The following is an 11,066-nucleotide window of genomic DNA, read 5'->3' on the forward strand; positions in this document are numbered from 1 at the left end:
CGCGAGCAGATGCGCGGTGAGCAGCCCCACCACGCCGGCACCGATCACCAGCACGCGCTCGCCCGGCAGGGCGGTCGCGTCCCAGGCGATGTTCAGTGCCGTCTCCATGTTGGCAGCGAGCACGGCACGGCGCGTCGGCACCGCCTCGGGCACCGTGGTCAGCATCGCCGCGGGGACGACGAACCGATCCTGGTGCGGGTGGAGGCAGAACACGCGTCGGCCGACGAGCGCGTCCGGTCCGTGCTCGACGACGCCGACCGCGCTGTAGCCGTATTTCACGGGGAACGGGAACTGGCCCGCCTGGAACGGGCAGCGCATCGTCGCGTACTGGCTTTCGGGCACGCGCCCGGCGAACACCAGTGCCTCGGTGCCGCGCGACACCCCGGTCGCAAGCGTGCGCACGAGGGCTTCGCCGTCGCCGGGTGGCGGTAGCGTCTCCGCGCGCAGCGCGCCCCTGCCGGATGCCACGGCCCAGAATGCGCGCGCGCTCATGACGTGGTGCGCCGACCGATCGCGCAGTCGAACAGCATGTCGTCGCCGAGACGATGCGGGACCAGCGGGAAGCGAATTCCCTGTTCGGGGCGCAGCAGCTCGGGGAGCGCAAGTGCCGGGATGCCGCTTCCCAGCAGCAACGGCGCGACCGCGACGTGCAGCCGGTCGATCAGCCCGGCGGCGAGAAACCGCCCGATCGTGACGCCGCCGCCCTCGACGAACAGATGCGTCAGCCCGCGCGCGCGGAGGGCGGTGACGAGCGCGTGAAGATCGAGCCCGCGTCCGGTGCGTGGCAGCCGAAGGATCTCGGCACCGCCGCACGGCCTGGCGGCATCCTCGGCGCAGGCGAGGAGCGTCGGCAGCCCATCCTGGAACACGAGATGGCCGTGATGCAGGCGACGGTCGGTGTCGAGCACCACGCGCACGGGGCTCTCGCCCTCGACCTCGCGCGTGGTGAGCCGCGGATCGTCGTGGCGCACCGTGCCGGCGCCGACGATGATCGCGTGGTGCAGCGCGCGCAGCCGGTGCGTGTGCACGATGTCCGATTCACCGCTGATCCAGCGCGACACCCCCGAGGCGGTGGCGATCCGTCCGTCCAGGCTCTGCGCGAGATGGGCGGTGACGAACACGCCATCGGGCGCGCTCGGCGGCTCGGTGAGCGGCGCGAACAGCGCGCGCAGCCGTGCCGTCTCGGCGTCCGCCGGTGCCGGCAGCGCGATGCGCGCGCCGCCGCGCCGCGCCAGCAGCGCGCGCCACATGGCGGTCGCGTCCGCCGCTCCAGGTCCCGCGTCCATCGCGGCGGCTTCTACCGTCCGAGCACGTCAGGAGGAAGGCAGGCGAGGATCGCCTCGGCCGCGAGGCCCGAGAGCGGCGGCAACCAGGCGGTCGCGGCGAGCCGCAGCGCGACGAACCGCCAGCCCATCAGCGGACCTTCCCACAGGATCAGCCGGTTCACGCCGATGAGCGACCAGGCCGAGATCAGCGTTACCATCTGCGCCGGTCCCGCGCCCGAACTCCACAGCGCCAGCACCACCGGGAACGAGACGAACGGGCCGCCGGGAATGCAGGCGCCCGCGACCGTCGCGGCGAGATGCCCGCGCACGCCGCTGTCGGGCCCGAACAGCGTCGTGGCGAAGCGCTCGGGTACGAGTTCAGTCAGGAACCCCGCGGTGGGCAGCGCGATCGCGACGATCGGCAGGACGGTGATCAGGCTCGTCCGCGTGTGGCGGACGGCGCCGCGCAGGATCGCAGGATCGCGAAGCAGCGCCCACGTGGCGCCGATCGCCGCCGCGATCCAGAGCACGAGCGCGGTCGCGGTCACTGCGGCGTTGCCCAGCCAGGCAGCCGCCGCGCGATCATGCCCGCCAGCAGCGGCAGCGGCAGCGAGGCGACGAAGCGCAGGGCGGCGAATTCGGGACCCAGCACCGGGATCTCCCAGACGAGGATCCGGCTGAACCCGTTGAGCGCCCAGGCCGAGATGAAGGCGACCAGCGCGCCGCGATCGGCCCCGCCGGCGGCGAGTGCCAGCACCAGCGGGAATGCGGCCATCGGCCCACCAGGCGTCGCGATCCCGGCAAGCGTGGCGAGCACCAGCCCGCGCGTGCCGGAGTTGGCACCGAGCCAGTGCGTGATCCGCTCGCGCGCCACTCCCGCCTGCACCAGCCCGGCGAGCAGCAGCGCCGGCAGGATCACCGGCAGCATCAGCAACGCGAGATCGCGCGCGCGGCCGAGGCCGCTGGCCAGCCCCTCTGTCCCCTTCAGTGCGAAGCAGGCGAGCGCGGACGTGGCGCAGAGGCCGACAATGAAGGCGAGATTGGCATGCCGCCGCAGCGGCGACGCGGATGAGGGCGGGGGCATGGGACGCGGGCGATCATGCCCGCGTCCGCGGCGGCGCGTCGAGACGGGCTCAGAGCTGCGCCGCGAGCGTCACCGCGGGGGCGGCGTGACGCACCGGCCGGGGCGCCCCGTTCGCGACATAGCGCCCGTCCACCGGCTGGGCGGCCTCAGAGAGCACACGCACCAGCGCGTCCTGTGCGGCAAGCGCGCGCTCGAGCATCCGGCGGTTCGCCGAAGCGAGTGCACTCAGCCGCTCGGACAGCGAGCGGACTGCATCCCGTTCGGCCTCACCGGCGTGGCTGCCCGACTTGCGCGTGGTCGCCTCCGCCGCAACGAACGCCTCGACGGCCGCGCGTTTCGGCTCGGCGAGCGCGGCTGCGGCGGCGAGATCGAGGGCCGCAAGCGCGCGGTTCTCGGCCTCGAGCAGCCCGGCCAGGCGCACGCCGGCATCGATCAGCGCGCGGATCATCCTCTCTGCTCCTGCATCGCGATCATGTGGGTCCTCACGGCATCGGCGATGCCGAGGCCGCCATCCTCGGCGATCGCGCGGGCGAACTCGTTGACCAGCATCGGCCGCCACATCTCCTCGCCGGCGCCGCCGCCGAACATCCCGCCCTTGCCGAGCCCCTCGAACATCGGCTGCAGCAGCGCGCCGAGCGCCATCGCCTCGAACTCGCGTGCGGTCCGGTCGGCCGCCGTGGTGTCGGCGGTCGGCCGGGGGGCTGCCGGCTGGCCGGCCAGGCGCGGATCGGAAGTGGGGGGCATCAGCGGGGTCATGGTCACATCACCTCCAGCTCGGCCTGCAGCGCGCCGGCCGCCTTGATCGCCTGGAGGATCTGGATCATCTCGCGCGGACCCACGCCGAGCGCGTTCAGGCTGCCGACCAGATCCTGCAGCGTCACGTTGCCCGGCACGATGCCCAGCCGGCGCTCCCGCCCGTCCTCTACCTCGATCTCGGTGCGCGGCACCACCACGGTCTGGCCAGGGGCGAAGGGGTTGGGCTGGCTCACCTGCGGGGTCTCGGTGATGCGGATCGTCAGGTTGCCCTGCGCGATCGCGACCGTGCTCACGCGCACATTCGCGCCCATCACGATGATCCCGTTCGCTTCGTCGATGATGACGCGCGCCACCTGGTCGGGCTGGACACGCAGCTGCTCGATGTCGGTGAGGAAGCCGATCAGGTCGGCCGCGCGCGCAGGCGGCGGCGTGACGACGACGGTGCCGGGATCGGTCGGCGCGGCGACGGGGCTGCGGGCGAAGGCGTTGACGGCCGCGGCGATCCGGCGCGCGGTGGTGAGGTCGGGGTTGCGCAGGCTGAGCCGGACCTCGCGCCGATCGGCCAGCGCGAACCCGGTCTCGCGCTCCACGATCGCGCCATTGGCGATCCGCCCTGCGGTCGGCACGCCGCGGGTCACGGTCTGCGCGCCGCCGCGCGCGGCGATCGCGCCGGTGGCGACGGCGCCTTGCGCCACCGCATAGACCTCGCCGTCGGCGCCGAGCAGCGGTGTCACCAGGAGCGTCCCGCCGGTGAGGTTGGACGCGTCGCCGAGTGCCGCGACCTGCACGTCCACGCGGCCGCCCTGACGCGCGAAGGCGGGCAGCGCGGCGGTTACCATCACCGCGGCGACGTTCTTGGTGTCCAGCCGCTGCTCCTGGTCGCGCGTGTTCACGCCGAGGCGTTCGAGCATGCCGATCAGGCTCTGGCGGGTGAACACCGCTGACGAGAGCCGGTCGCCGGTGCCGTTCAGCCCGACCACCAGGCCGTAGCCGACGAGCTGGTTCTCGCGCACGCCCTCCACATCCGCGATGTCCTTGATCCGCACCTGCCCCTCGGCCGGGGCGAGCGGGGCGGTCAAGACGGTCAGCAGGGCGGCGAGCAGAGCGAGACGCGTCATCCTGGGCTTCCGTTCCGGTCAGGCGCGACCTTCCTGGCCGCAACGATGGGTTAGCGAAGTCCGTGCCAAACATGCGGCCGCGGATTGCCGCCATCTCGGCCGGGGTGGCGCGGTGCGTTGCCCGGCAGAACTTGCCGGGTATGGCCAGTCCTGCCGGTGGGCAGGCGGCCGGACGAAGGAGATGGACGATGGTGAAGGTCGTCGGATTCGGTCCCGCGCCGGTCTCGGCGCCGCGGTCGGCGCGGCCCGTGGGCGGGCAGGGCCGGTTCCGGGTCGCCGCGCCGGCGCACGAGCCGGCTGAGACGCACGAGTCGGGCCCGGTGGACGACGTCTCGATCGCGCCCTCGCTGCTCGCGCTCCAGGAAACTGTGGCGGCCGGCGAGCGGGATGCGCGCTCGCGCCGTCGCGCCGAGGGAATGCTGGAGGAGCTTGCCGCTCTGCAGCTTGGGCTGCTTGGCGGACGGCTGCCGCGGCGCCGGCTTGAGGCGCTTGCCGCCCTCGCGGCAGAGCCTGAGGTGGCCGCCGATCCGCGGCTCGCCGGCATCGCAGCCGAAATCGGGGTGCGCGCGGCGGTCGAGCTGGCGCGGCTCGACGCCGTCGCTGCGGCGCGGCGCGTCGAGTGAAACCGTTTTGTCTCAATAGGTTGTGTGGCTCGCTTCGATCTTGGCGACCCGGGGGGCTATGAGTATAGTCCGCGCGCCTTCGACCCCCTTGGGTGTCAGTCGCGCGCCGGGGGTTAGCGCGCACAGGGACGAGCAATGATCGTGACGCTGCCGCCGGACTACCGCCCATCCGACGACGAAGAGTTCATGAACCCGCTTCAGGTCGAGTATTTCCGGCGCAAGCTGCTGCGCTGGCGGACCGATCTCCTGAAGGAAGCCGACGATACCCTCACCAGCCTTCAGAACGGCGGGCTGCAGGAGCCTGATCTCACTGATCGCGCCTCGGCTGAGACTGACCGGGCGCTCGAACTGCGCACCCGGGACCGGGCGCGCAAGCTGATCGGCAAGATCGACGCCGCCCTGGAGCGGATCGAGAACGGCACCTATGGCTACTGCGAGGAGACTGGCGAGCCGATCTCGCTGCGCCGGCTGGAGGCTCGCCCGATCGCGACGCTGTCGATCGAGGCGCAGGAGCGCCACGAGCGGATGGAGAAGACGCACCGCGACGACTGAGGCCGGAGGGCCGTGCCGCTGACCTTCGGCGGGTCGGGCCCGCAGGATCACACAGGACAGGATCACACAGGCATTGCGCGCCCTTGATGCGCGCGACCGACGCGTGCGGTCTCCTCCTGTCCGCCGGCGATCACGCGCACGCCTTCGTCCAGCCGGGCGGCGACCGTTTCCGGCGTGCAGGCCTTCAGGAAGGCGATGGCGTTCGCGCGACAGGCGGCGAAGATGCGTTCGCGCGCGTCCTGGAGCTCGCGCCCGTAGGGCCAGCGCTGCACTGCGACGTGGCCGAGCAGCGACAGCCCGAGATCGCCGGGCCCCATCTCGGCGAACCCAAGGCCGGGTACCGCGAGGATCTCCTCGCAGCGCGCCACGCCCTCCGGGCTTTCGATCTTCACGCCGAGCAGAAGCTCGCCCTCCGGGTTGAGCGGCCAGGGGTCGCAGCGGCGGAAATACTCGGATTCGGGGATTCCCCAGACCGGCGCCGCCGTCGCCTCCGAGCCGCGGCCGCGCGTGCCGTGGCCGAGCAGGCCCGGTGCCGGGCGTGGGAGTGCCGCGCCGCGCATCCGCTCGAGCGGCGAGGGCAGCGCCGGATCCACGCCCGGGACGTGGTGGGGGTAGCGGCAGGCCTCGACGAAGGCGCGCACGGCCTCGGCCGATTCGGCCTGGCAGAGCAGCACGCCGTGCACGCCGCGGCCGAGGATCTGCCGGAACTGCCAGGCATTGTGCCGGACCGTCGCCTCGTCGGTGCCGCCCACCGGCGCCTCGACGATGACGGCCGGGGTGCGATGGCCCGATCGCGTCGGCCCGGCGTCGACCAGCCCACGCATGTACGCGGCGAGTCCGGTCATGTCGAACGCACCGTGCTCCATGCCGACATTGATGTAGTCGGCCCAGGTTTCCGCATCGGCGCGGCCCTGCGCGGCGGTGAGCACATGGCCGGTGTGGTGTCCCGCATAGTAGATCGCCTGCCCCTGCTCCAGCAGGTCGATCGCCCGGTTGATCCGTTCTGCCATGCCTGCCCCTTGCATCCGTGCGCGGTCCGCGAACCCGCCGGCCGTCGTCTCTATCAGACCGCAGTCCGTCGCGACCAGGAAGGGCGCGAGGATGCGGCATCAGCCGGACAACCGGGCCCGACTGACGACGGCGCCGTGAACCCTGCGCGCGCCCGCCGTACCGCCTCGCGTGTCGGGCAGGCCTCGAGATGGTCGTTCACGAGCCCCATCGCCTGCATGAAGGCATAGGCGGTGGTCGGGCCGACGAAGCTGAACCCCGCGCGCTTCAGCGCCTTCGAGAGCGCGGCCGACTGCTTCGTGCTGCCGAGCGCGGCCAGGGCCTCGCGGGTCATGCGCGCGGGACGCTCCTGCGGCGGCGGCTCGAAGCGCCAGACGAAGGCCGCGAGCGAGCCGTGCCGCTCGATCAGACCGAGTGCCGCGCGCGCATTGGCGATCGCGGCCTCGATCTTGCCGCGATGGCGCACGATGCCGGCATCGCCCAGCAGACGCGCGACATCCGCTTCGCCGAAGCCGGCCACGGCGGCGATCTCGAACCCGGCGAAGGCGCGGCGGAAGTTCTCGCGCTTGCGCAGGATCGTCAGCCAGGAGAGGCCGGACTGGAACCCCTCCAGCACCAGCTTCTCGAACAGGCGACGGTCATCGGCGACCGGGAAGCCCCATTCGTGGTCATGATAGGCGACGTAGAGCGGGTCCTCGCCGCACCACCAGCAGCGTTCGCCGCTCATCGGAAGCGTGCCGGGCTGTAGGGGGCCGGGTCGATCACCGGTGTCCGTCCGGCGATCAGGTCGGCGACCAGTGCGGCCGTCTTCGGTGCCGAGGCGAGCCCGACATGGCCGTGGCCGAAGGCGTGGATGACGTCCGGGCAGCCGCTCGCCGGGCCGATCACCGGCAGTCCGTCGGCGATCGACGGCCGGTGCCCCATCCAGAGCGAGAGCCGCTCGGCCGGCAGATCGCGCGGCAAGCCCGGCAGCAGCCGCAGCGCGAGGCGCTTCAGCACCTCGGCACGGCGCCAGTTCGGCTCGGCGTCGATGGAGGAGAGTTCCACCTGCCCGGCGACGCGCAACCCGTGCGCGGTGGGCGTCAGCGGCGTGCGGGCGTCGCCGATCATGACGGGGGTGCGCACGGTGGCCTCCGGGTCGCGGATGACGACATGGTAGCCGCGCTCGCTCTCTAGCGGCACGCGGTCGCCGAGCGCGGCCGCGAGGGGCTTCGCGTGCGCGCCGGTGGCGAGCACCGCGCGGTCGGCCGCGATCTCACCCGCGTCGCTGCGCACGGCGCGCAGCCGGTTATTCTCGACCGCGAAGCCGGTCGCGCGGCCGCGCACCCGGGTTGCCCCAAGCGCCGCCGCGGCAGCGACGTAGGCGGCAACCAGCGCGCCCGGATCAAGCACATGGGCCGCGTTCTCGATCAGCAGCGCAAAGGTGTAGTCGCGCGACAGGGCGGGCTCACGCTGGTGCAGCTCCTCGGCCGAGAGCTCGATCCAGCGGATGCCGGCCTCGCGCCGGAGCCGCCAGCCGAGCGCATCCGCTGCGAACGCCGCACGGTCGTGCCAGGCATAGAGGTGGCCGGCGCGCGCAATCAGCGAGGATACGTTCGCCTCCGCCGCCATCGCCTCATGCCGCGCCACCGCATCGTCCAGCAGCGCGGCGAGCGCGCGGCTGGTGCGCTCGACCTTCGGCACGGTGGCGTTGGCGCGCAGAAACACCGCAAGCCAGGGTGCCAACCGCGGCAGGTAGCGCCAGCGGATGGTGAGCGGCCCGAGCGGGTCGGCGAGATACCCCGGCACCTTCTTCCAGATCCCCGGCACGCCCATCGGCACCACGCTCTCCGGGCTGATCCAGCACGAGTTGCCGTAGCTCGCAGCCTGCTGCCCGCCCGGCTCGCCCGGCTCGAGGATCGTCACGCGATGGCCCTCGCGCGCGAGCATCAGCGCGGTCGCCGCGCCGACCGCGCCGGCGCCGATCACCACCACATGCTGCGTCATCGCGCGGCCGCCTCGGCGAGGTGCCTGTCGAGGAAGACCAGCCGATCCTGGCCCCAGAGCCAGAGATCGCCGCAGAAGAAGGTCGGGCTGCCGAACACGCCGCGCGCCGTCGCGTCGGCATTGTTGCGCGCCCACGCCGTGAGGCTCGGCGCGGACTCCTCCTCCGCGACCAGATCCCTGCCGGGCATGCCGTTCTCCTCGGCGACGGCCGCGCGCACCGCCGGATCGGCGATGTCGCGCTCCTCGGCCCAGAGCGCGCGCAGCAGCGCATGCGAGAGCCGCATCGCGTCGAGCCCGCGCGCCTGCGCCGCCATCACCATCCGCCCGGCAGGGCGCTGGTCCGCCGGCGGGTAGTGGCGCGGCCTCAGGGTGAGCGGCAGGCCGAGATGGCGGCGCCAGCGGTCGAGCTCGATGGCATGGTAGTCCTGCCGCGCCTTCGGGCGTGTACGCAGGGGGATGCCGCCATTGGCCGGCACCACCTCGCGGAAGTCGTAGGGGCGCAGCACCAGCCGCGCGCGGTGCCGGGCGATGATGTCGGAGAGCTGCGGTCCGCCGAGATACATCCACGGACTGGACAAGGTGTAGAAGCACTCGACGACCGCGATCATTGCATCTCCTCTGCCGGCAGGCCCGCCATCCTAGCGGCCGGGGCCCGGCCGGGAAGCCCGGGTTCCGCTCACCGCTGCACGGGCGTCCCCGGCTCGTTCAGCGACACATGCGCCGAGACCACGCGGAAGCCGAGACCGGGAATGCGGGCCATGATCTTGGTCTCGCGGCCGATCATGCCGGTGGCAACACGGCGATAGACGATGTTGGTGACGGCGAGGTCCCGTCCGTAGGCGGTGATCAGCACCTCGATCCGTTCGCGCTGCTGGTACCCGCTGGTCTGCGCGCGGCGGAAGCGCCGGATCGCGTCCATCCCGACCAGGAGCTCGCCGACGCCGAAGCGGATCGTGCGCGGATCGTCCCAGAACAGGGCCTCGAGCATCGGGATGTCGTTCGTCATCAGCGCGGTCTCGTACTGGTCGAGCACTGCGCGCGCCTCAGCCACCACCTCTGGATCGTCGAGCTCCACGGGCTTCACCTCCCTCGATGTGCGGGCCAGAGTGCGCGGGGAATCGAGAAAAGGGGAGAGGCACGGTGACGGAGCTCCACCGGATGACGGCGGCCGCGCTCGCGGACGCGTATCGGACGAAACGCCTTTCGCCGGTGGAGGTGCTCGACGCGGCGGTCGCGCGCGCCCGGCTGGTGCAGGCTGCGCTCTGTCCGTTCCGGATGCTGGACGAGATCGGTGGGCGTGACGCGGCGCGGGCGAGCGAGGCGCGCTGGGCGAAGGGCGAGGCCCTGTCACCGCTCGACGGCGTGCCGCTCGCGATCAAGGACAACCACGCGGCCAAGGGAATGCCGAAACAGTCGGGCAGCCGCACGCGCGAGCCCGTCCCCGAGCCTGAGGACGCGCCGATGATCGCCCGGCTGCGCGAGGCGGGTGCGGTGATCTTCGCGCGCACCACCATGCCGGATCTTGGCTGGAAGGGCGTGAACGACTCGCCGCTGACGGGGGTGACGCGCAACCCCTGGAACCCCGAGCGCACGCCTGGCGGGTCCTCGGGCGGGGCGGCCGTGGCGGTCGCGACCGGGGTGTGCCCGATCGCCACGGGTGGTGACGGCGGCGGATCGATCCGTATGCCGGCGGGCTTCACCGGGGTGTTCGGCATCAAGCCGACCACCGGCCGCGTGCCGGGGCTGTACGACTCGCCCGCGGGCGACCTGGTGGCGCCGGGGCCGCTCTCGCGCACCGTTGCCGACAGCGCTGCGGTGCTCGCCTGGATGGCTCGGCCCGATCCGCGTGACCCGATCGCCTCGGCCGTGCCGGCGCCGCACTACCCCTCGGTGCTGGCGGAAGGCGTGCGCGGATTGCGGGTCGCGGTCTCGCCGACGCTCGGCTTCGCCCCGCCGGCGGACGCGGTACGGATGGCCTCGCTCGAGGGCGCGGCCAAGGCGCTGGCGGCAGCGGGAGCGGCCGTCACTTGGCACGACCCCCCGCTCTGGAACATCCGCGCCGGCTTCGTCACGATCTGGGAGGCCGCCTATGCCTCGGCCGTGATGACGACACCGCCGCAGCGGCTGACCCTGTTCGATCCCGGTCTGCTGGACGTCGGCCGGCGCGGGCTTGCCTTGGCCGCCGTCACCGAGAAGCTCGCGCAGATGGAGCGGACGCGGTTCATCCATGCGATGGTGGCGTTCCATCACCGGTTCGATCTGCTGCTGTGTCCGACCTTGCCGCTCGGCGCGTTCCGGGCAGGTCACGGCCTGAACACCCCTGACCCCGTGCGCTATCCCGAGTGGTACGATTGGACGCCCTATACTTGGCCGTTCAACATGACCAAGCAGCCCTGTGCGAGCGTGCCCTGGGGGCTGGATGGCGAGGGACTGCCGGTCGGCGTGCAGCTGGTGGCGACGCATTTCCGCGAGGACCTGGTGCTGCGCGCGAGCGCGGTTCTGGAGGCGGCGCAGCCGATGCCGATGCCTGACGACAGCCTGTGGAGCCGCGGTGCTCCGGCTCAGCCCGCGATCGCATCCTGAAGACAGCAGGGGGGTGTGGGGGGAGGTGCGTCCTCCCCCCACCCCGTTTCAACCCCCCAGCGAGGGCAGCCGGACCACGCCGCCCTCGATC

Annotated in this window: 14 protein-coding genes and 1 pseudogene; 3 read left to right on the forward strand and 12 right to left on the reverse strand. The window is 72.5% G+C overall.

Features of this window, described 5'->3' with window-relative positions:
• From ACTIFU_RS18650 to ACTIFU_RS18680, 7 genes and pseudogenes are all read right to left on the reverse strand, one after another.
• Positions 1-492 (reverse strand): annotated as a pseudogene (locus tag ACTIFU_RS18650) (dehydrogenase); the annotation flags it as partial.
• Entirely contained in the window at positions 489-1,286 is a 798-nt protein-coding gene (locus tag ACTIFU_RS18655) for a RibD family protein (protein ID WP_439579825.1), read from the reverse strand. The pseudogene ACTIFU_RS18650 and the gene ACTIFU_RS18655, both read right to left, overlap by 4 nt.
• 11 nt (positions 1,287-1,297) lie before the next feature.
• Positions 1,298-1,813 (reverse strand): hypothetical protein, encoded by a 516-nt coding sequence (locus ACTIFU_RS18660; protein WP_439579826.1) that lies wholly within the window; start codon positions 1,811-1,813, stop codon positions 1,298-1,300.
• Positions 1,810-2,349 carry a permease gene (locus tag ACTIFU_RS18665; RefSeq protein ID WP_439579827.1) on the reverse strand — a complete coding sequence of 180 codons (540 nt, stop codon included), beginning with the start codon at positions 2,347-2,349 and terminating at the stop codon, positions 1,810-1,812. The genes ACTIFU_RS18660 and ACTIFU_RS18665 overlap by 4 nt, the downstream gene beginning before the upstream one ends.
• Positions 2,350-2,398: 49 nt before the next feature.
• Entirely contained in the window at positions 2,399-2,797 is a 399-nt protein-coding gene (locus tag ACTIFU_RS18670) for a hypothetical protein (RefSeq protein WP_439579828.1), read from the reverse strand.
• A complete protein-coding gene (locus ACTIFU_RS18675) occupies positions 2,794-3,093 on the reverse strand; it encodes a rod-binding protein (RefSeq protein WP_439579829.1) in 300 nt (99 codons plus the stop codon). Before ACTIFU_RS18675 ends, ACTIFU_RS18670 begins: the two co-directional genes overlap by 4 nt.
• Before the next feature lie 14 nt (positions 3,094-3,107).
• Positions 3,108-4,223: a flagellar basal body P-ring protein FlgI gene (locus ACTIFU_RS18680; RefSeq protein WP_439579830.1), complete on the reverse strand. Its 1,116-nt coding sequence runs from the start codon at positions 4,221-4,223 to the stop codon at positions 3,108-3,110.
• A 188-nt stretch (positions 4,224-4,411) separates the two neighbouring features.
• Here ACTIFU_RS18680 and ACTIFU_RS18685 point away from each other — a divergent pair, with 188 nt between their 5' ends.
• Together ACTIFU_RS18685 and dksA are read left to right on the forward strand one after the other, a co-directional pair.
• The gene (locus ACTIFU_RS18685) at positions 4,412-4,846 is read left to right on the forward strand and encodes a flagellar assembly protein FliX (protein WP_439579831.1); all 435 of its coding nucleotides are present in this window, start codon (positions 4,412-4,414) and stop codon (positions 4,844-4,846) included.
• 135 nt (positions 4,847-4,981) lie between these two features.
• The gene (dksA, locus tag ACTIFU_RS18690; RefSeq protein WP_439579832.1) at positions 4,982-5,398 is read left to right on the forward strand and encodes an RNA polymerase-binding protein DksA; all 417 of its coding nucleotides are present in this window, start codon (positions 4,982-4,984) and stop codon (positions 5,396-5,398) included.
• A gap of 62 nt (positions 5,399-5,460) precedes the next feature.
• Here dksA and ACTIFU_RS18695 read toward each other — a convergent pair whose 3' ends face one another.
• From ACTIFU_RS18695 to ACTIFU_RS18715, 5 genes are all read right to left on the reverse strand, one after another.
• Positions 5,461-6,408: an aldolase/citrate lyase family protein gene (locus ACTIFU_RS18695; RefSeq protein WP_439579833.1), complete on the reverse strand. Its 948-nt coding sequence runs from the start codon at positions 6,406-6,408 to the stop codon at positions 5,461-5,463.
• Positions 6,409-6,461: 53 nt separating this feature from the next.
• Entirely contained in the window at positions 6,462-7,133 is a 672-nt protein-coding gene (locus ACTIFU_RS18700; RefSeq protein ID WP_439579834.1) for a DNA-3-methyladenine glycosylase I, read from the reverse strand.
• On the reverse strand, positions 7,130-8,392 hold the full coding sequence (locus ACTIFU_RS18705) for an NAD(P)/FAD-dependent oxidoreductase (RefSeq protein WP_439579835.1): 1,263 nt from the start codon (positions 8,390-8,392) through the stop codon (positions 7,130-7,132). The genes ACTIFU_RS18700 and ACTIFU_RS18705 overlap by 4 nt, the downstream gene beginning before the upstream one ends.
• Positions 8,389-9,000 (reverse strand): 2-hydroxychromene-2-carboxylate isomerase, encoded by a 612-nt coding sequence (locus ACTIFU_RS18710; RefSeq protein WP_439579836.1) that lies wholly within the window; start codon positions 8,998-9,000, stop codon positions 8,389-8,391. Before ACTIFU_RS18710 ends, ACTIFU_RS18705 begins: the two co-directional genes overlap by 4 nt.
• Before the next feature lie 68 nt (positions 9,001-9,068).
• Positions 9,069-9,467 (reverse strand): AtzH-like domain-containing protein, encoded by a 399-nt coding sequence (locus ACTIFU_RS18715; protein ID WP_439579837.1) that lies wholly within the window; start codon positions 9,465-9,467, stop codon positions 9,069-9,071.
• A 65-nt stretch (positions 9,468-9,532) separates the two neighbouring features.
• On the opposite strand from ACTIFU_RS18715, the gene ACTIFU_RS18720 reads away from it, so the two are divergent.
• Complete coding sequence (locus ACTIFU_RS18720) at positions 9,533-10,975, forward strand: amidase family protein (protein ID WP_439579838.1); 1,443 nt, start codon at positions 9,533-9,535, stop codon at positions 10,973-10,975.
• The last annotated feature ends 91 nt before the right edge of the window (positions 10,976-11,066 follow it).

It is taken from the genome of Elioraea sp., assembly GCF_051860475.1.
In the GTDB taxonomy this organism is placed as follows: Bacteria; Pseudomonadota; Alphaproteobacteria; order Acetobacterales; family Acetobacteraceae; genus Elioraea.

Coding starts and splice junctions, on each gene's coding strand:
- ACTIFU_RS18700 (WP_439579834.1), bottom strand. CDS start 7,133: ATGAGCGGCGAACGCTGCTGGTGGTGCGGCGAGGACCCGCTCTACGTC.
- ACTIFU_RS18695 (WP_439579833.1), bottom strand. CDS start 6,408: ATGGCAGAACGGATCAACCGGGCGATCGACCTGCTGGAGCAGGGGCAG.
- ACTIFU_RS18665 (WP_439579827.1), bottom strand. CDS start 2,349: ATGCCCCCGCCCTCATCCGCGTCGCCGCTGCGGCGGCATGCCAATCTC.
- dksA (WP_439579832.1), top strand. CDS start 4,982: ATGATCGTGACGCTGCCGCCGGACTACCGCCCATCCGACGACGAAGAG.
- ACTIFU_RS18675 (WP_439579829.1), bottom strand. CDS start 3,093: ATGCCCCCCACTTCCGATCCGCGCCTGGCCGGCCAGCCGGCAGCCCCC.
- ACTIFU_RS18710 (WP_439579836.1), bottom strand. CDS start 9,000: ATGATCGCGGTCGTCGAGTGCTTCTACACCTTGTCCAGTCCGTGGATG.
- ACTIFU_RS18705 (WP_439579835.1), bottom strand. CDS start 8,392: ATGACGCAGCATGTGGTGGTGATCGGCGCCGGCGCGGTCGGCGCGGCG.
- ACTIFU_RS18670 (WP_439579828.1), bottom strand. CDS start 2,797: ATGATCCGCGCGCTGATCGATGCCGGCGTGCGCCTGGCCGGGCTGCTC.
- ACTIFU_RS18685 (WP_439579831.1), top strand. CDS start 4,412: ATGGTGAAGGTCGTCGGATTCGGTCCCGCGCCGGTCTCGGCGCCGCGG.
- ACTIFU_RS18655 (WP_439579825.1), bottom strand. CDS start 1,286: ATGGACGCGGGACCTGGAGCGGCGGACGCGACCGCCATGTGGCGCGCG.
- ACTIFU_RS18680 (WP_439579830.1), bottom strand. CDS start 4,223: ATGACGCGTCTCGCTCTGCTCGCCGCCCTGCTGACCGTCTTGACCGCC.